The organism is Nocardia thraciensis (genome assembly GCF_054782435.1).
Window position 1 is genome coordinate 39,173 of record NZ_BAAGSM010000028.1, and the last position, 17,777, is coordinate 56,949.

Annotated in this window: 17 protein-coding genes; 7 read left to right on the top strand and 10 right to left on the bottom strand. The window is 67.1% G+C overall.

From position 1 onward, the window contains the following. Positions 1-18: 18 nt before the first annotated feature. Complete coding sequence (locus ACYVLQ_RS18675) at positions 19-1,170, bottom strand: Gfo/Idh/MocA family protein (protein WP_460698945.1); 1,152 nt, start codon at positions 1,168-1,170, stop codon at positions 19-21. A gap of 227 nt (positions 1,171-1,397) precedes the next feature. Between ACYVLQ_RS18675 and ACYVLQ_RS18680 the strand changes: the two genes are divergently transcribed. Together ACYVLQ_RS18680 and ACYVLQ_RS18685 are read left to right on the top strand one after the other, a co-directional pair. After that, positions 1,398-2,780, top strand: a complete 1,383-nt coding sequence (locus ACYVLQ_RS18680; protein ID WP_460698769.1) for a helix-turn-helix transcriptional regulator — start codon at positions 1,398-1,400, stop codon at positions 2,778-2,780. Positions 2,781-2,797: 17 nt separating this feature from the next. Beyond that, positions 2,798-3,445: a GDSL-type esterase/lipase family protein gene (locus tag ACYVLQ_RS18685; protein ID WP_460698770.1), complete on the top strand. Its 648-nt coding sequence runs from the start codon at positions 2,798-2,800 to the stop codon at positions 3,443-3,445. 47 nt (positions 3,446-3,492) lie between these two features. Here ACYVLQ_RS18685 and ACYVLQ_RS18690 read toward each other — a convergent pair whose 3' ends face one another. Next, a complete protein-coding gene (locus ACYVLQ_RS18690) occupies positions 3,493-3,780 on the bottom strand; it encodes a hypothetical protein (protein ID WP_460698771.1) in 288 nt (95 codons plus the stop codon). A gap of 119 nt (positions 3,781-3,899) precedes the next feature. Between ACYVLQ_RS18690 and ACYVLQ_RS18695 the strand changes: the two genes are divergently transcribed. Next, positions 3,900-4,451, top strand: a complete 552-nt coding sequence (locus ACYVLQ_RS18695; protein WP_460698772.1) for a flavoprotein — start codon at positions 3,900-3,902, stop codon at positions 4,449-4,451. A gap of 158 nt (positions 4,452-4,609) precedes the next feature. Here the strand turns inward: ACYVLQ_RS18695 and ACYVLQ_RS18700 are convergent, their stop codons facing one another. Genes ACYVLQ_RS18700 through ACYVLQ_RS18715 form a run of 4 tightly spaced genes read right to left on the bottom strand, consistent with a single transcriptional unit; the run spans position 4,610 to position 8,299 of the window. Beyond that, entirely contained in the window at positions 4,610-5,179 is a 570-nt protein-coding gene (locus ACYVLQ_RS18700; RefSeq protein WP_460698946.1) for a GTP-binding protein, read from the bottom strand. Between the two features lie 21 nt (positions 5,180-5,200). Then, positions 5,201-5,575, bottom strand: a complete 375-nt coding sequence (locus tag ACYVLQ_RS18705) for a DUF742 domain-containing protein (protein WP_460698773.1) — start codon at positions 5,573-5,575, stop codon at positions 5,201-5,203. Beyond that, on the bottom strand, positions 5,572-5,994 hold the full coding sequence (locus ACYVLQ_RS18710) for a roadblock/LC7 domain-containing protein (RefSeq protein WP_460698774.1): 423 nt from the start codon (positions 5,992-5,994) through the stop codon (positions 5,572-5,574). Before ACYVLQ_RS18710 ends, ACYVLQ_RS18705 begins: the two co-directional genes overlap by 4 nt. After that, positions 5,972-8,299: a sensor histidine kinase gene (locus ACYVLQ_RS18715; protein WP_460698775.1), complete on the bottom strand. Its 2,328-nt coding sequence runs from the start codon at positions 8,297-8,299 to the stop codon at positions 5,972-5,974. The genes ACYVLQ_RS18710 and ACYVLQ_RS18715 overlap by 23 nt, the downstream gene beginning before the upstream one ends. 146 nt (positions 8,300-8,445) lie before the next feature. Between ACYVLQ_RS18715 and ACYVLQ_RS18720 the strand changes: the two genes are divergently transcribed. After that, entirely contained in the window at positions 8,446-9,072 is a 627-nt protein-coding gene (locus tag ACYVLQ_RS18720; protein WP_460698776.1) for a LysE family translocator, read from the top strand. A 65-nt stretch (positions 9,073-9,137) separates the two neighbouring features. Then, complete coding sequence (locus tag ACYVLQ_RS18725) at positions 9,138-10,691, top strand: succinic semialdehyde dehydrogenase (protein WP_460698777.1); 1,554 nt, start codon at positions 9,138-9,140, stop codon at positions 10,689-10,691. A 33-nt stretch (positions 10,692-10,724) separates the two neighbouring features. Here the strand turns inward: ACYVLQ_RS18725 and ACYVLQ_RS18730 are convergent, their stop codons facing one another. Continuing rightward, positions 10,725-11,333 carry a hypothetical protein gene (locus ACYVLQ_RS18730; protein WP_460698778.1) on the bottom strand — a complete coding sequence of 203 codons (609 nt, stop codon included), beginning with the start codon at positions 11,331-11,333 and terminating at the stop codon, positions 10,725-10,727. Between the two features lie 111 nt (positions 11,334-11,444). On the opposite strand from ACYVLQ_RS18730, the gene ACYVLQ_RS18735 reads away from it, so the two are divergent. Beyond that, positions 11,445-12,650 (top strand): FAD-dependent monooxygenase, encoded by a 1,206-nt coding sequence (locus ACYVLQ_RS18735; RefSeq protein WP_460698779.1) that lies wholly within the window; start codon positions 11,445-11,447, stop codon positions 12,648-12,650. Between the two features lie 392 nt (positions 12,651-13,042). Here the strand turns inward: ACYVLQ_RS18735 and ACYVLQ_RS18740 are convergent, their stop codons facing one another. After that, positions 13,043-14,032 carry a polysaccharide deacetylase family protein gene (locus tag ACYVLQ_RS18740; protein WP_460698780.1) on the bottom strand — a complete coding sequence of 330 codons (990 nt, stop codon included), beginning with the start codon at positions 14,030-14,032 and terminating at the stop codon, positions 13,043-13,045. A gap of 104 nt (positions 14,033-14,136) precedes the next feature. On the opposite strand from ACYVLQ_RS18740, the gene ACYVLQ_RS18745 reads away from it, so the two are divergent. Then, positions 14,137-15,747 (top strand): putative glycoside hydrolase, encoded by a 1,611-nt coding sequence (locus ACYVLQ_RS18745; RefSeq protein WP_460698781.1) that lies wholly within the window; start codon positions 14,137-14,139, stop codon positions 15,745-15,747. Here ACYVLQ_RS18745 and ACYVLQ_RS18750 read toward each other — a convergent pair. Both ACYVLQ_RS18750 and exaC read right to left on the bottom strand, forming a co-directional pair. Then, a complete protein-coding gene (locus ACYVLQ_RS18750) occupies positions 15,714-16,151 on the bottom strand; it encodes a DUF779 domain-containing protein (RefSeq protein WP_460698782.1) in 438 nt (145 codons plus the stop codon). The two genes, ACYVLQ_RS18745 and ACYVLQ_RS18750, sit on opposite strands and share 34 nt — an antisense overlap. Then, positions 16,151-17,671 (bottom strand): acetaldehyde dehydrogenase ExaC, encoded by a 1,521-nt coding sequence (gene exaC / locus ACYVLQ_RS18755; protein WP_460698947.1) that lies wholly within the window; start codon positions 17,669-17,671, stop codon positions 16,151-16,153. Before exaC ends, ACYVLQ_RS18750 begins: the two co-directional genes overlap by 1 nt. Positions 17,672-17,777 lie beyond the last annotated feature (106 nt).

The following is a 17,777-nucleotide window of genomic DNA, read 5'->3' on the forward strand; positions in this document are numbered from 1 at the left end:
GTATGGCGAGAGTGCTGGTCATTGGATCCCCTTCGGATCTACGTAAGTGTGTGTATTCGCGGATTCGTAACACGCGGCGATGAAACTCATGTGCGCGAGATTTTCTTTAGGACCACTGGGATTAGGCCGAAGCCCTTCAATGACTCGACAGAAATAATCGATCTGGCAGGTCGCTGCTGAGGGCCATGACTGTTCACGAGACAGCGACTCGATAACGTCACCGCCATTGGTGAGGCGGCTGAGCCGCCCGCGCTCCAAGTGCACAATTCCTTTGCTGCCGACGAGTCGGATTTGCTCACTTTTCGGTCCGGTGAATCGTGAGAGTAACAGCGAGCCGTATAGACCGGAGTCGTAGCCGAAATAAATCAGCGCGGTGTCTTCGGCGTCATAGATACGATCTGGCCGAGCTTGTACCGACATGTCCGCCAACACGCGATCAGGCAGACCGAAGTACCACAGGATCATGTCGATGAGATGATAGCCCATATCGATGACGCAACCCCCACCAGCTGTGGCCGTTTTACCTCGCCATCCCTCAGAGGGATCATCGACAAACAGCGTATATTGGCCCTCCACCATGAACGGTGTCCCGATCTGGTCGGCCAGTTGCATAAAGCTCGTGTAAATCGGATTGAAACGGCGCTGTAGCGTGACCATGAGCTGAATACCAGCGGTGCGGCACTGCTGTGCAAGGTCATGCGCTTCGGCGAGAGTGGTCGCGAAGGGCTTTTCTTTCAGCACGTGAACGCAGTGCTCGGCGGCGGTACTGATAGCCGCACACCCGATGTGGTGCGGAACGGTAATAATCACCATATCGAGTTGTTCTTGACGGAACATGTCGCGGAAATCGGTATAGCCGCACACCCCGAGCCGATACTGGTGTTCCCGCGTCAATTCTGCATTGTCGTCGCATACAGCCACCAATTCGGCACCTTCGGACGCTTTGAGCCCGGGGATGTGATCTTCGAGCGCCTGCTGACCGAGGCCGATCACGGCCGCGCGAAGCTTCCCGTGACGTTTCCCATCGATTCTGAGCGTGTCGATATGTGCTCCAGGTTCCGCAATGTACGGGTTGGCCGATAGGTTGACCGTCGGGGTGTTCAGGCTAGAAGTGACCATGATGCGCCTTTCGTTCGGTACGTGCCCCGTCCGTCGCGCCCCTGCGACCATGATCAGCACGCCCCAGGCTGAACCTCACTATCCGGGGACAGACCCTGATGCGTGACCCTGCATCGTCGCTGGTCATAGCTCGTTGCCTCCGTTGCTACGCACTGGGTTTCGGCCGTACCCTTGTAGCCAACCGTTGGCAGCGGCCACGGACCAGAGCGCACGCTGGGCACTATTGAGGCGCAAATGAGGCGTTGCCCCAGTCGTGCAGGGACGGAAGGTGAACCGTTATGGCGACCGCTGGACCGAGAACACGCCGTGGATTCGTGCAGCGCCGCAAGGCTCTTGGGTTCACACAGGAGATGTTGGCGGTACGTCTGGACGTGGAGCGGTCTACCGTGTTTCGGTGGGAAGCCGGTAAGAGCCAGCCTTCAGCGTGGCTGTGGCCCAAGCTCGCCACCGTTTTGAAGGTGACACCCGAGCAACTGACCAATCTTCTCGCGGAGGGCTCCGCTGATGCTGCTTCATTAGTTACCGCAGACAGCAGCCGGGAACCGGGTGGCAATACAGGTCGGCGCGAGATATCCACCGCAGTATCCTCCCTGCGATCTGCCGGAGTTGCGGCAACCTACCCGCCGCCACAGCCACCCACAGTGATGATCCGAAATGGCGACAACGTCATTTCGGATAGCTCGGATACCGGGTCGGACGATAACAGCATGTTCAATTTGCGTCGGGTGCTTATGGGATGCATTCCAGATGCACCGCCAGGGACACAGTCAGAGCTCTCGGCCGCGGTAGTGCGCACATGGGATTTGTTCTTTTCGGCTCGATTCAGTGAAATGGGGATAGAACTTCCTCGAGTCCTGGCAAGCGCATACAATGCCGCTGAAGCTGCGGCGGGCGAGCCGCGAAATCGGATTTATAATTCGCTCGCTCAGCTACTCCACGCCTCTTCAAACCTTCTGGGCTATGTAGAGCAAAAGGACTTGGCTGCCTTGGCTCTCCTGCGGGCGGATGTACTAGCAGCAGAAAGTGGAGACGAGCTGACGCGAGCTGCAATCAAAGGATCGCAGTCATGGCTGCTGGCGAAAAACGGCATGTATGACGATGCAGCCGCATATGCTGAATGTGCCGCTACCGAAATTGAACCACGCCTATCTACTGCCACACCACGGCAAGTTTCCATCTGGGGAGAGCTTCTGTGCTACGCCGCGTTTGCAGCTTCGCGGACAGGCGAATACCGGCAGGCGAGAAAATACTTGCGTTTATGTGAATCGGCCGAGACGCAGTTGGAAGACAATTACGTCAGCAGACCCGAATCATCCAACATGTTCGATCGCACCTCGGCCGCAAGCTTCGGTGTTGTCAATGAGATGGCAGCAGACCAGCCGCGCGAAGCTCTCAAACTCGCCGTAGCGAGCGATCGCAGTATAGGGATCCCACCTGTTCTGCGGAGCCGCAGATTGATTAATGTCGCACACGCTCAGGTGTATAATCGACACAATGCGGAAGCGGTGATAACATTACGCCGGGCGTGCTCGATGGCACCCGAATTAGTTGGTCACATACCCTTGGCTCGGACGTTGACTCATGAACTATTGGCCCGTCAAGGCACGCAACGACTGGATGGACTTGTCGGCGTCGCCGAACACCTCGGCATTTCGGTCTGACCTGATTGGAAACCGGCATGATTGTTAACCCATCCGCGTTTACCATCCTGTGCTTTGGTGATTCCAATACCTTCGGTCAACGTTCGGAAGGGAGTGGCCGTTGGCCCGCTGATGTGCGCTGGACTGGACGGCTACAACAACTCTTGGGCAACGGGTATTCCGTTATCGAGGAAGGTCTCGGCGGTCGTACGACCGACTTGGACTACCCGGAGCGTGGTGACCGCAATGGTCGAACCTATTTCCAGCCCTGCCTGCGCAGCCATTCACCGCTGGATATGGTCGTCGTCATGCTGGGGACAAATGACCTCAAATCCAGATTTAATAGAGGGCCAGAGGAAATCGCCACGGCGTTGGACGGCTACATCGACAATATTGAGAGCACAGCATGGACACGCACTGGTGGAGTTCCTATAGTCCTCTTGGTCAGTCCCATCTATATCGATGCAACCCAGCCTGGATTTTGTGAGAGTAGTTCAGAATATGACGCCAACTCGGTCAGAAAATCGCGCAAACTCGGCGCACCGATAAGCCGCGTCGCCGACAAACGCAATACGATGTTTGTAGACGCAGCGGCCGTTGCGCGCCCGGGTTATGACGGAGTCCACCTGAGCCATGATTCACACGAACCGCTTGCGAGGCTGATCGCCCAAGAAATCGAGGGGTGATGTGCGGGCGGAAGTGACGGTGACCGGTCAGCAGGTTGGTCGCTTGCTCATCGTCCATCAGCGCGCGGAACCCCGTCGGACATGACGCGGGCCATCGCCTCGTGAAACCGCTCGACGCCGCCTTCGGCAACTTCCGGCTGAACCCCGGAAGCAATAGCGGTGTCCACGACGATCGACTCATCGGTGTAGCCATGTACGCGCGCCTTCGGGAAGACAACGGCCCCTTCCTCGAGTCCGTACGTGGAAGCGACAGCCCTTCGGAGCCAACGTAAGTCGGCCGGTATCAAAGTGCCGTCAACGTCCCAAACCACCAAACCCGTGTAGGCCGCACCCATACCCGTATTCTGACATGGCGGTCGTCCGCCGTGGGGCGCTCACCGCCGCCGTCCGATCAACCAGCAGCCTTGCGAACTTCGCCGCGTGGTGTGGCGTCCGGAACTGACACGATGGACGAATGAACGATCAGGGAAGCCCTGTCCTCTATGCGATCGTGACCGGCTCGCGAGTGGCTCACGATGTGGGCAAGCTCGTGGACCTGGCGCAGGCCGACGGATGGGACGTGTGCGTAGTCGCCTCGCCGGAGGGACGTCGCTTCATCGACGCCGACGAACTCGCCGCCCGGACGGGCCATCCGATCCGCAGCGAGTACAAGGATCCGGACGCACCCGATGTGCTGCCACCCGCCGATGGACTGATCGTCGCGCCCATCACGTCCAATTCGCTGGCGAAGTGGGCAGCCGGGATCTCGGACACCCTGCCGCTGGGTCTGCTGGTGGAGGCGGTCGGCCTGGGACTTCCCGTGGTGGCCGTGCCGTTCACCAACCGTGCGTTGAGCGCGTTCCCTCCGGTGCGGGACGCCGTGCGCAAACTGTCGGAGTGGGGAGTCACGATGCTGACCGAGGATTCCCCGCACGAGTCGAGGTCCGGCGGCGCCTACGCCGAACGGTTCCCCTGGGCCGAAGCGTGGCGGGCGCTGCTCGATCATCCTCGGTTCTCGAAGGGTTGATCCGACGATTAGCCCGAGGACCACGTCTGCGTCACTCCGTGTAGACGACCTCGCGGGCCATGCGGTGGTCCGCCTCGCGTTCGACGTCTCCGTTGCCCGCGCAGGCGCGTAGCGCAATTCTGCATCGACTGCCGGATTGCGCTGCGTGCCACGTCGATTCACACCGGCGTTGCCGTTGCCCGCTTGATCAGGTGTTCGACCAGTGTCATCAGTACTACCTTGCAGGAGGCGCGGTCGCGGGCGTCGCAGGTGATCACCGGGATGTGCGGCTCCAGGTCCAGCGCCTCGCGGACCTCCTGGGGGGTATAGACCGGCGCGGCGTCGAAACAGTTCACCGCCACCGTGAACAGGAGGCCGCGGCGCTCGAAGTAGTCGATGGCGGCGAACGAGTTCTCCAGGCGGCGGGTGTCGGCGACGACGATCGCGCCCAGTGCGCCGCGGGCCAATTCGTCCCACAGGAACCAGAACCGGTCCTGTCCGGGCGTGCCGAACAGGTACAGCACCAGGTTCCGGTCGATCGTCAGGCGGCCGAAGTCCAGCGCCACGGTGGTGGTTTGCTTGCTCTCCACGCCGGACAGATCGTCGATCCCGGTGGACAGTTCGGTGATGAGTTCCTCGGTGCGCAGCGGTTCGATCTCACTGATGGAGGACACCATCGTGGTCTTGCCGACGCCGAAGCCGCCGGCGACGAGGATCTTGACCGACGCGGCGAGCGGCGCCGCGGGCATCGTTTCAGGCACGGTGTGTTTCTACAGCTTTCGGATTCCGTCGAGTACTGCTCGCAGGGTATTCAGGTCGCCGGTGCCCGCGTCGTTGCGAGCGGGCGCCCGGAAGTGCAGGTGTCCCTCGCCGATCAAATCACCGACGAGGATCTTCGTAACAACAAGGGGCAGCCTCAAGGTAGCCGACACCTCGGCGACCGACTGTGGAATGCGGCACAGCCGAACAATTTCCGCGTACTCCGGCTCCGCCCGCCGCAGCGGCGGCGCCGCATCCGCCGTCACCACCAGGGTGAGCATGTCCAGATCGTGTCCCGCCCCCATGGTGCGGCCCCGGGTCACGGCGTACGGACGGACCAGTGGGCCCGCGTCGTCGTCGAACCACGGCTGCCCGAAACGCGTCATGACAATCGGTGCTCCGCCTGGTGCAGGCCGCCGCGCGGATCGGTGGACAGGTAGCCGCCGACGCGCTGCACGGTCAGGTTCATCTCGTAGGCGACCATACCGAGGTTGGCATTCTCGTTGGCCTGCAGGGCGATACAGGCGTTGTCGCCCGCCGCGGTGACGAACAGAACCGCTCGGTCGAGTTCGATGACCGCCTGGCGCACTCCGCCGCCGTCGAAGCGACTGCCCGCGCTGCGCGCCAGTCCGTACAGCGTCGCCGACATGGCGCCGAAGTGCTCGGCATCCTCGCGGTTCATGGTGGTGGATCGGCCCAGCAGCAGCCCGTCGGTGGAGTGCACCACCGCGTAGCGCACGCCGGCGAGGCGGTCGACGAGGTCGTCGAGCAGCCAGTTCAGATCACCTACGTTGGAAGAGGTCACCTTCGCCTTCCTGTTCGTCCCGGGTGGCGGCGGGGTTCGCGCCGGCCTGCCGCCCCTGTCGGGTCCCATTCTCTATGGCCGACATCAGATCACGGGCCTGCTCCGCCGAACGCGTTCGGGGCGGCGTGTTTTCGCTGTCCGCGTCGTCGGGCGATTCGGATTCGGCCAATTCCGGCGCCAGGCTGGCCTGCCGACGCCGCCGCGGGAGCGGCGGGCGGGCATCGCTGCCGGTGTACCGCGAGGGCGCGATCCGGGGCTCCTCGGTGCGCACCGGTTCCGGCGGCGGGAGGGTCGCCAGCGCCGCGGCGGCCGGAGTGGACGCGACGACCGGGAGTTCGCCCGTCATCGGGGATTCCGGGCGCCGGGCCGCCGCCCGCTCGGGCAGGTGGTCGGCCAGCGGCGCGTCGGTGGTGATCAGCGCGGTGGGAACCAGCACGATGGCGCGGACGCCGCCGTAGTCGGATTCGGCCAGCCGCACCGAGATACCGTGGCGCAGCCCCAGTTGCGCCACCACGAACAGGCCCATGCGGGAGTCCGCGGACAGCGTCGCGACGCCGAAATCCGGTGGCTGCCGCAGCATCTCGTTGGCTCGCTCCAGTTCGTCGGCCGGCATGCCCATGCCCTGATCGCCGATCTCGACGACCACGCCCCTGCCCACCAGATTGCCGGTGACCTCGACGCGGGACTGCGGCGGCGAGAACGAGGTGGCGTTGTCGACCAGTTCGGCCAGCAGGTGGATGAAGTCCGCCACGACGGCGCCGACGATGAACACCTGCGGCAGCCGCGAGGTGCGGACCCGCGCGTAGTCGAGGGTCTCGCCGACCGCGCTGCGCACCAGTTCCACCAGCGGCACCGGGCGCCGCCACTGCCGCCCTGGCTGGCCGCCGCCGAGGATGATCAGATTCTCGGCGTTGCGGCGCTCGCGGGTGGCGAGGTGGTCGAGGCGGAAGAAGATGTCCAGCAGCGCCGGATCCTCCTGCTGTTGCTCGGCCTCGTCGAGAATCTCGAGCTGCCGGTGCACCACCACCTGGCTGCGGTGGGCGATGTTCAGGAACACCGCCTGCACGCCCTCTCGGGTGCGCGCCTCGGTGACCGCGGCGGCCACGGCGGCGGTGTGCGCGCGGTTGAAAGCCTGGGCGACCGAACCGATCTCGTCCTGACCGAAGTCCAGGCGCGCCGCCTCGGTCTCCGGGTCGACCTGCTCGCCCGCGGCGAGTTTCTGCATGGTCTCGGGCAGCCGCACCTCGGCCAGGGCGAGGGTTTCGGTGCGCAGCCGCCGGAGCCGGTCGATCAGGCGGTTGGCCAGCCACAGCGAGATCAGGAAGGCCGCCACGGCGACGAGCAGCGCGCCCGCGCCGCCGAGCAGCGAATTGCGGGCGTCGGTCTCGGCGGATTCGACGGCGGCGCGGTTGGCCCGGTCGTTCTGCACCTGCCACAGGTCGAGCAGTTGCCTGTTGACCTGGTTCGCCGCCTCGCGCCACTCGCTGATCGGCATGGGCAGGTCCGGCGCGACGCCCGGCTTGGTCTGCCCCGGATGGATGATGGCGTCTTCCACGGTCGCCAACTGCTGCCAGGCGGGTGTGCTCATGACGCCCTTGACCAGCGCGCTCTCCGGCTTGCCGAGATCGGTGGCGAGCTGCGGCATCTCGCTGCGGTAGTACCCGACCAGATGCTGGTATTCGGCGGCCAGCGGCTGCGGCAGGCCGTTCGCGGTGGCGGCGGGGGTCAGGGCGCTGGTGCGCGACATCGCCTCCATCGCGCGGAGAATGCGCAGGGCGCCCGCCAGCTGGAAGGCGACGGCCGCGTCGGGGGCGTCGCGGCCGATGATGGCGGTGCCCAGGGCGACGCCGTCGAGCATGCGCGAGTAGAGGGAGTAGGTGTCGGGCACCGGCATGGTCCCGGCGTCGATCTGGCCGCGGAGGGCGGGCAGCTGTTGTTTGAGCGTGTTGAATCCGCCGAGGTCGTACTCCAGCCGGTCCGAACCTACATCGGTCAGTTGCGATTCGGTGGTGGCGAGTTCGCGCAGTGCGGCGTCCAGCCGCTGACGAGCCGCGCCGAGCCCGGCGATATCGGGCTGCTCCCCGGCCAGCTGCCACAGCGACAGCAGCCGTTCCTGCTCGACCGCCGCGATCATTTCCCGCGTGTGCTTGTTGCCGGACTCCAAGATGGAGGCGAACTCCCTGTCCTGCTCGCCCTCCCGCAACAGGTAACCCGCCGCGCCCACCCCGGTCACGAGCAGCGCCAGGCTGGGGACGAGTGCGATCGCGAGAATGCGGGTCCGGACACCGAGCCTCGCTCTCAACATCCGCACAACGTAGCCGGTGCCGATCGCGCCCGCACCCCGATCCGCTGAGCGAGACCCAATTTGACAATCGAGATCCGAATGTGCGTGGGGCAGAGATCATTCCAGATTCAAAATACTGTGTGTGGCGGATTCCGTAGACTGGTCGGATGATGTCGACGGCGCAATTACTCGGTGTCGGGGGTGCGGTGCTGCTCGGCGCGATGGCGCCCGGCCCGGACTTCGTGATCGTGACCCGCAACGCGATGGTGTCCGGGCGACGGGCGGGCGTGGCATCGGCGGCGGGGGTGGCCGCGGGGGTGTTCGTGTGGGCGGCGCTGACCGGTCTCGGGATCTCCGGCCTGTTGGCCGCGTCGGCGGTCGCCTACACCGCGGTGAAGCTCGTGGGCGCGGTCTATCTGCTGTGGCTCGGCGTGCGGGCGCTGCTCGCGGCCCGCCGGGGCGGCTACGAGCTGGAGGTCGGCGGCGGGCATCCGGTGGGAGCGCGTCGCGGATTCCGTCAAGGCCTGCTGACCAACCTCCTCAACCCGAAGGCCGCCGTCTTCTTCATCGCGTTGCTGCCACAGTTCCTGCCCGCCTCGCCGAGCGTGCTCGACACGCTGACGCTCGGTGTGACGGCCACGCTGGTCGTGCTCGTGTGGTTCGTGGTGCTCGCCGTGGGTGTGGCCACGCTCCGCCACGTGTTCACGCGCGCCCGCGTGCGTCGCGTGATCGACGCCGCCACGGGAACGATCCTCGTCGCCCTGGGCGTGCGCGTAGCGGTGCAGAGCAACTGAGCCAGGGCCCGGGCGGCGCGGTAGATTGTGTGTACCGCGTGGTTACTGACAAGTAGGAGACGATGATGCCCGTGCCGGAAGCCGCCGTATTCGACCGTCTGCGGGGTTTCGCCGCCGTGGACAGCGCCGCCGAGCGTGCGACGCGCACGATCACGGAGGTGTTCACCGGGCGCGCGCTCGGCGAGGTGCCGGTGGGCACCGCCGAGGATGTCGAGGCGGCGTTCGGCCGGGCCCGCACCGCGCAGCGGCGGTGGGCCGCGCGGTCGGCGAAGGAGCGCGCGGCGGTGCTCGAGCGCTATCGCGAGCTGGTGGTGGAGAACCGCGCCTACCTGATGGACATCATCCAGGCCGAGACCGGCAAGGCGCGCTGGGCGGCGCAGGAAGAGATCATGGGCCTGATGTTCGCGGCCCGGTACTTCGCGCGCATCGCCCCGGGCACGCTCGCCCCGCGGTCCGTGCCGGGCGCGTTCCCGGTGCTCAACCGCGCGTCCGTGCGCACCCAGCCCAAGGGTGTGGTCGGCGTGATCGCGCCGTGGAACTATCCGATGCTGCTGTCGATCGGCGATTCGATCCCCGCGCTGCTCGCGGGCAACGCGGTGGTCGTGAAGCCGGACAGCCAGACGCCGTACTCCTCGCTGGCGAACGTGGATCTGCTGCTGCGGGCGGGCCTGCCGCGCGACCTGCTGCAGGTGGTGACCGGCCCGGGCACCGTCGTGGGCACCGCCATCGTCGACTCGTGCGACTACCTGATGTTCACCGGCTCCTCGGCCACCGGCAGCACCCTGGCCCAGCAGTGCGGTAAGCGCCTCGTCGGATTCTCCGCCGAATTGGGCGGCAAGAACCCGATGATCGTCACCCGCGGCGCCGACCTGGACAAGGCCGCCAAGGCCGCCGTGCGGGCCTGCTTCTCCAATGCCGGTCAGCTGTGCATCTCGATCGAGCGGCTGTATGTGGAACGGTCCGTGGCCGAGGAGTTCACCGACGAGTTCGTGGCGGCGATCAAGGCCGCGAAACTCGGTGCGGCCTACGACTTCTCGGCCGATATCGGCTCGCTGATCTCCGAGGCGCAACTCGAGACCGTGACCAAACACGTCGCCGACGCCACCTCCAAGGGCGCGAAGGTGCTCGCCGGGGGCGTGGCCCGCCCCGATATCGGCCCGCTGTACTTCGAGCCGACCGTGCTCGCCGACGTCACCGACGCGATGGAGTGCGGGCGCAACGAGACCTTCGGCCCGCTGGTGTCGATCTACCCGGTCGCCGACGTCGAGGAGGCGATCGCGCGGGCCAACGACACCGAGTACGGCCTGAACGCGAGCGTGTGGGCGGCGACGAAGGCCGATGGTGAGCGCATCGCCGAACGCCTGCACGCCGGAACCGTCTGCGTCGACGAGGGATACGCGCCCGCGTGGGGGAGCACCGGCGCGCCGATGGGCGGCATGGGCATCTCGGGCGTCGGCCGCCGCCACGGCTCGGACGGGCTGCTGAAGTTCACCGAGCCGCAGACGGTCGTGGTGACCCGTTTCCTGAATCTCGATGCGCCGTGGGGTGTTCCGCAGGACAAGTGGCAGCCCTTCCTGATGAGCATTGCCCGCGCGATCCGGTTCCTGCCGGGCCGATGAGACCGCGATAGCCCTACTCCGCCCCGGCGCGCGTCAACGGCGCCGGGGCGAAGTCTGTGCGGGGTAGCCGTCGATCAGTGCGGTGATGGAGTGCCGGATGCGCTCTGCCGTATCGGATTCCCCCTGGTCGGCGAGGGCGCGATACTGCACGATGCCGACGAGCGCGGCGGCCAGCGCCTCGGGCCGGACGGTCGCGGGTACTCGGTCGAGGCGTTGCTCGGCGGAAAGGTATGCGGCGAAGGAACTTTCGAGCGCGTCGAGCCCGGTGGAGCGGTCGCCGAGCACCTCCTGGACGCGGCCGACGAGTTCCGGGCGCGCGACGAGCAGCCGCGTCGAGGCCATGACGGTGTTCAGGGGGACGGCGAGCACCGCGGCGCACAGGTTTACGGCCACCTCGCCGGCGCCCGCGCGCCCCGGCAGCGGCGCGCATTCGGCCGCGATGGCGAAGGCGCGGTCGACGGCGTAGGCGGCCAGGAAGCCGTCCAGATCAGTGAAGTGGGCGTAGAGCAGTCCCGTCGCGACCCCGGCTTCGCCCGTGACGGCACGGCCGCTCAGCTTGCCCGGCCCGTCGCGAACGATCACCCGTTCGAGGGCGGCGAACAGGTGCTGCCTGATCTCGGGAATCGCAACACCTCTGGGCACAACGGACAGTTTAGGCGTTCGGGCACCCCGCCTCGACCCCGGGTATGAGCGACTGCTCATACTATATTTGAGCGACTGCTCATACTTGGTTCGGCGAATTCGGGAGTATTGGTGACTGGTCCACAAGAGATACGGCGACAGGGTGATTCGCGGGGCAGGCGGGCGGTGGTCTCGGGCGCCGGGATCGCGGGGCTGGCCGCCGCGCTGCGCCTGCATCGATCGGGGTGGGAGGTGCTCGTGGTCGAGCGCGCCTCGGCCCGGCGCAGCGGCGGCTATCTGGTGAACCTCGTCGGCTACGGATACGACGCCGCCGAACGCATGGGGTTGCTCACCGCGCTCACTGCCCGGGACATCGGGTTCTTCACCTCGGTCATTGTCACGGCCGACGGGCGCGGCAGAATCACGGTTCCGGCCGAGGTGGCGCGGGCGGCGCTGGCGAAGCGGGCGCTGTCGCTGTTCCGGGGCGATATCGAAACCGTGCTGTTCGAGGCGGTGCACGCGGGCGTCGAGATCCGCTTCGGCACCACTGTGCGGGCGATCGAGCAGGACCCCGGCGGCGTCGTGATCACCCTGAGCGACGGCGCCCGCGAGCGCGCCGATCTGCTGGTCGGCGCGGACGGCCTGCACTCGGGGGTCCGGGAGATCGGCTTCGGTCCGAAGGCGGACCATCTGGTCGACCTGCGACACATGGTGGGAGCCTTTCCGCTGTCCCGGGTGCCGGAGGGGGTGCCCGCCGGGTCGTCGGCGACGTTCATCGGACTCGGCCGGACCGCGGCGGTGATCAACGTGGGCCCGGAACGCTCCTCGGCCTTCTTCACCTACCGCACCGGTGATCCGGCGGCCGAACTGGCGCAGGGTGCGGCGGCGGCGCTGTCGGCGACCTTCGGGGATCTCGGCGGCAGTGTGCCCGATGCCCTCGAGCAGCTCCGAAACGATCCCGGCGCAGCCTATTTCGACTCCGTGAGTCAGATCGCGATGGATCGGTGGAGCAGCGGGCGGGTCGTGCTGCTCGGCGACGCGGCCTGGTGCGTGACGCCGTTCGCCGGATACGGCGCGGCCCTCGCGCTGGCCGGGGCGGGACGGCTGGGCGATGCGCTGGACGAGCACGGCGACGATATCTTCGCCGCGTTGGCCGCATGGGAGTCGGGGCTGCGCCCCGAGATTCGCAAGCGCCAGGCCCTGGCCCGCAGAGGCGCGAGCCAATTCGCGCCACCCACCCGGGCTCACCTGTGGATGAACAACCTCCTGCTGCGCGCCATGCAGCTGCCGGCGGCGCGAAAGATCGTGCGGCGCTCCGTCGAACGCGCGAACGCGTAGCCGAGGCGACAACGGCCCGCGCCGCTGCCGAATCCCCCAGTATCGCAGCATGTTTCTGGTAATTCCGGCACGCTTGTGGCCGGAATCCACTGCCCGGTCACGGTTGGATTCCGCCACGAGCACGCCGGAAATACGAGGCTGCGGTATCGGTCCGCCGCGGTGCTTGGACTGCCGTGTCAGGCGCTGGTGCTACGTGGCTGTGGTGTTGGGTGCTGGTGCTACGTGGCTGTGGTGTTGGGCGCCGTGCTACGTGGCTGTGGTGTTGGGCGCCGTGCTGCGAGGCTGTGGTGTTGGGCGCCGGTACTACGAAGGTTGCGGTGTCGGGCGGTGGAAGTGTTCGGCTGGGGTGACGGGCGGTGGGGCAGCGGGCTGCGGCGGCCGATCGTGGTGCGTCAGAACGGATGCGCGCGGGCGGACCACTTGGCGGTGAGGTCGGCGGCGAGGGTGCGGGGGAAGGCTATCCGGTGCGGGTCGCCGTCCGAGGTGTAGCGCTGGTCGGGGTGGGTGGCGAGGTGGTCGAGCCAATAGGCGGAATCGAAGGGCACCTGTCCCTCGCCCGATCGGATCCGGGGGACGGCCGCGGGATCGACGGATCCGTAGGGGGACGGGGCCGGTTCGGATCCGACCAGCATTACGGCGTCGAACGAGTACGACGTCCCCTCCCAGTTCCCCGCGACGGCCAAGGCGGGGTCGGCGGGGGAAATGCCCAGGGGGAGGGCCATGGTGCGGACGGCGGTGCCGGGCGCCGCCGCCGCGATGGTGCGGATATTGAGCGCGAGCTCACGCTGGACTCCGGTGGCGTCCAGGCTCCCGAGGTCGGCGTGGCTCGCGGTGTGCGCGCCGATGTCGTAGCCGTGGGCGGCCAGCCACGGCAGGGCACGAGGGTCGCCGCCGAACAGGTCGTCGTTGACGTAGAAGGTGGCCACCGCCGGGAAGTCCGGGTGCCGGGCGGCGAAATCGGTGAGGATGCCGACCGCGCTGTCGGGGGCGGGCGTCCCGTCCGGAGCGAAGGACGCCTGGCTGGCGGTCGAGTCGTCGAAGGTCAGCACCACCGGGTGGGTACCGGCCGGGATGTCGATATCGCCCGCAATGTATTTCGCCGCGGTGACGGGGCGGTAGCCCTCGCGGTACAGCCGATCCAGCTCGGCGCGGAACTCGCCCGGCGTCTGGTCGTACTCGCCCGCGGGGGCGGGGCTCAGCTGGTGGTACATCAGGACCGGCACGAGGCCCAGTTCGTTGGCCCCGACGGCGGCCGGATCGGGGGCCGGGGCCGCGGGCGGCGGTGCGGGCGCGGTCACCGCGGCGGGTTGCTGGGGCGTGCCGCAGCCGGTCGCGACCAGCAGTGCGAGTGCGGACAGGACGGCGCCACGGCTCCTCACCATCACGTCAATGTTACGTACCGCCAACGATTCTCGGTACAAACCGGGAAATCCGGCACGAAACACCTTGTCGATATGGATATTAGGGAGACGTCTACCGAAAGCTGGTGTGTACGTTGCTGAAGCGAGTCCCGACCCGGGGACGCCCGCGGTTGATCGTGTTGTCGGTCGTGGCGGCCGCCGTGGTTCTGGTGTCCGGCGCGATGATCGGTGCGGCGGTTTCGGAGCCGTCCGGTCTGCCCCTGACGGGCCTGCCCGACGGGCCGGTCGGTGCGGCAGCGGCAGGTTCGCTGGAGCTGTCGGTGGACGCTCGCGGCCACGATCCGGACGCCGTCCGGCTGACGCTGGACGGGCGGGAAGTACCCGGCGAGATCTCCGGGGAGACCGTGCGATACCGCCCCGGCGGCCTGTCCGACGGCGAGCACACCTTCACCGCCGAAATCCCCGCCGGTGGACTGCTGGGATGGATGCGAACGGGCCCCGGGGTGTCGAAGACGTTCACGGTCGACACCCGGCCGCCGGACCTCGAGGTGGTGCGGCCGGATACGGTGCCGTCCTATCGCCAGCCGGTCACCGTGCGCGGCAAGGCCTCGGGCGCCGAGCGCGTCACGGTCGGAACATCTTCGGTGGCAACGGATTCGGACGGCGCGTTCGAGGTGACGCTGCCGCGCGCGCCGGCGGGCGCGTCGGTCGTCGCGGTCGACGCCGCGGGCAACACCACAGCGCGGCCGATCGATACCCGGGTCACGATGCCCCGCACCAGGTCCGTGCACGTGACCGCCTACGGCTGGGCCGACGAGGGCCTGCGCGAGGGCATCCTGGCCATGGCGCGCGAGGGCCGGATCAACAGCGTGGAACTCGATATCAAGGACGAGGACGGCGTGGTCGGCTACGCCTCCGAGGTCCCGCTCGCCCGGGAGTCCGGCGCCGCCGCGGGGATCTACGACGCCCGCGCCGCCCTGAAGACGCTGCACGACATGGGATTACGCGTCGACGGCCGGATCGTGGCGTTCCGGGATCCGACGCTGGCGAACTGGGCGTGGGGCGGCGGTCGCCAGGACTGGGTGGTCCAGGGCCCGGGCGGCGGGCCCTACTCCAGCGGCTACGGCGCCATCGCGTTCACCAACTTCGCTCATCCCGAGGTGCGCCGGTACAACATCGACCTGGCCGCGGAGGCGGCGCGGTTCGGCTTCGACGGGGTGATGTACGACTACGTCCGCCGCCCCGACGGTCCGCTGGAGGGTATGCACTTCGCCGGCATCACCGAGTCGCCCAGCGCCTCCATCGCCGGATTCCTGCGCGAGAGCCGCGATCCCGTGCGCGACGCGGGCGCGAGCCTGGGCGCCGCGGTGTTCGGCATCGCGGTGAACCGGCCGGAACAGATCGCGCAGGACATCCGCCTGATGGCGCCGCACGTGGATTATGTTGCGCCGATGGTGTATCCGTCGCATTGGGGCGCGGGGGAGTACGGCGTCGCCGATCCCAACTCGCAGCCGTTCGACATCGTCCAGCGGTCGCTGCAGGACTTCCGCGCGCTGACCCAGGGCACCGGCGCCGCGGTGATCCCGTGGCTGCAGGACTTCAGCCTGGGTGTGAACTACGGGGACGGTGAGGTCCGGGCGCAGATCGACGCCGCGGCGGCCACGGGGATCGACAGCTTCTTCCTGTGGAACCCGTCGGTGCGCTACCACTCAGGGGCGATGAGCCCCGGGCCCTGAGCCGCGGGCAGGTCCGCACCGGTGCCGGGTGGATCCGACTCCAGTGCTTCGACTTCCGCGTCCGACAGCAGCCGGGACCGGATCAGGAAGCGCACCCCGGCGGGCGCCTCCAGGGAGAACCCGCTGCCCCGGCCGGGGACCACGTCCACGGTGAGATGGGTGTGGCGCCAATAGTCGAACTGGTCGCTGCTCATCCAGAACGGGGTGCCGTCCGGCAGGCGGGCGACCAGCACGTCGGCGGCGCCCACCCGGAACTCGTCGCGCGGGTAGCACATCGGCGAACTGCCGTCACAGCAGCCGCCCGACTGGTGGAACATCACCGGGCCGTGCTGCTCGGTCAGCTCGCCGAGCAGTGCGGCCGCGGCGTCGGTGATGTCGACCCGCGACACCGATTCGGTCCCCATCAGAAGAATCCGAGTTTCCGCGGTGAGTAGCTCACCAGCAGGTTCTTGGTGTGCTGGTAGTGGTCGAGCATCATCCGGTGGTTCTCGCGGCCGATACCGGACTTCTTGTAGCCGCCGAACGCGGCGTGCGCCGGGTAGGCGTGGAAAGAGTTGGTCCACACCCGCCCCGCCTTGATGGCGCGGCCCATCCGGTAGGCGGTGTTCATATCTCGCGTCCACACACCGGCGCCGAGTCCGTACAGCGTGTTGTTGGCGAGCGTGATCGCCTCGTCCACGGTCTCGTACTCGGTCACAGCGACCACCGGGCCGAAGATCTCCTCCTGGAAGACGCGCATATCGTTGCGCCCCTCGAAGATCGTGGGCTCGATGTAGTAGCCGCCCGGCAACCCGTCGACCTTGCGCATCTCGCCCCCGGTGAGCACCCGCGCACCCTCCTTGCGGCCGATGTCGATGTAGGACAGGATCTTCTCGTACTGATCGTTGCTGGCCTGCGCGCCGATCATGGTGCTGTCGTCGAGAGGGTTGCCGCCCTTGATGTTTCGCGTGCGCTCGATGCAGCGGGACAGGAACTCGTCGTAGATCGAGGCGTGGATCAGCGCGCGGGACGGACAGGTGCACACCTCGCCCTGGTTGAGGGCGAACATGACGAAACCCTCGACCGCCTTGTCCAGGAAGTCGTCATCGGCGGCGGTGACGTCGGGCAGGAAGATGTTGGGACTCTTGCCACCCAGCTCCAGGGTGACCGGAATGATGTTCTCGCTGGCGTACTGCATGATCAGCCGCCCGGTGGTGGTCTCGCCGGTGAACGCGACCTTGGCCACCCGCGGGCTGGACGCCAGCGGCTTACCCGCCTCGACCCCGAATCCGTTGACCACGTTGACGACTCCCGGCGGCAGCAGATCGGCGATCAGCTCGATCACCAGCAGCAGCGACGCCGGGGTCTGCTCGGCGGGTTTGATCACCACGCAGTTGCCCGCCGCCAGCGCGGGCGCCAGCTTCCAGGCGGCCATGAGGATCGGGAAGTTCCAGGGGATGATCTGGCCGACGACGCCGAGCGGCTCGTGGAAGTGATAGGCGACCGTATCGGCGTCCACCTCGGAGATGCCGCCCTCCTGAGCGCGGATGACACCCGCGAAATACCGGAAATGGTCGACTGCCAAGGGGATGTCGGCGGCCAGTGATTCGCGGACCGGCTTGCCGTTCTCCCAGGTCTCCGCGACGGCCAGCCGCTCGAGGTGCTCCTCGATCCGGTCGGCGATCCGGTTGAGCAGGTTGGCGCGCTGGGTGACCGAGGTGGCGCTCCAGGTCTCGGCGGCGGCATGGGCGGCCTCGAGAGCGCCGTCGATATCGGCGGCCGTGGAACGGGCCACCTCGCAGAAGGTCTCGCCGTCGACGGGAGACGGGTTCTCGAAATAGCGGCCCTCGACGGGCGCCTTCCAGTCGCCGCCGATGAAATTGTCGTAGCGCCGGGCGAATTGGACGACGCTGCCTTCGGTGCCGGGCTTGGCATAGATCATGATGCTCGCTTCCTGTTCTACCGGCGGCGTGAGTGGGACATGCGGTGGCACAGCCGTTCCGCGGCACGGCGCCCGTCCCGCCGACTCGTCCGTGGTGACGGCGACACTA

Bases quoted from the DNA above. Each gene is read 5' to 3' on its own strand.
- ACYVLQ_RS18675 (WP_460698945.1), bottom strand. From the start codon at position 1,170: ATGGTCGCAGGGGCGCGACGGACGGGGCACGTACCGAACGAAAGGCGC.
- ACYVLQ_RS18680 (WP_460698769.1), top strand. From the start codon at position 1,398: ATGGCGACCGCTGGACCGAGAACACGCCGTGGATTCGTGCAGCGCCGC.
- ACYVLQ_RS18685 (WP_460698770.1), top strand. From the start codon at position 2,798: ATGATTGTTAACCCATCCGCGTTTACCATCCTGTGCTTTGGTGATTCC.
- ACYVLQ_RS18690 (WP_460698771.1), bottom strand. From the start codon at position 3,780: ATGGGTGCGGCCTACACGGGTTTGGTGGTTTGGGACGTTGACGGCACT.
- ACYVLQ_RS18695 (WP_460698772.1), top strand. From the start codon at position 3,900: ATGAACGATCAGGGAAGCCCTGTCCTCTATGCGATCGTGACCGGCTCG.
- ACYVLQ_RS18700 (WP_460698946.1), bottom strand. From the start codon at position 5,179: ATGCCCGCGGCGCCGCTCGCCGCGTCGGTCAAGATCCTCGTCGCCGGC.
- ACYVLQ_RS18705 (WP_460698773.1), bottom strand. From the start codon at position 5,575: ATGACGCGTTTCGGGCAGCCGTGGTTCGACGACGACGCGGGCCCACTG.
- ACYVLQ_RS18715 (WP_460698775.1), bottom strand. From the start codon at position 8,299: ATGTTGAGAGCGAGGCTCGGTGTCCGGACCCGCATTCTCGCGATCGCA.
- ACYVLQ_RS18720 (WP_460698776.1), top strand. From the start codon at position 8,446: ATGATGTCGACGGCGCAATTACTCGGTGTCGGGGGTGCGGTGCTGCTC.
- ACYVLQ_RS18725 (WP_460698777.1), top strand. From the start codon at position 9,138: ATGCCCGTGCCGGAAGCCGCCGTATTCGACCGTCTGCGGGGTTTCGCC.
- ACYVLQ_RS18740 (WP_460698780.1), bottom strand. From the start codon at position 14,032: ATGGTGAGGAGCCGTGGCGCCGTCCTGTCCGCACTCGCACTGCTGGTC.
- ACYVLQ_RS18750 (WP_460698782.1), bottom strand. From the start codon at position 16,151: ATGGGGACCGAATCGGTGTCGCGGGTCGACATCACCGACGCCGCGGCC.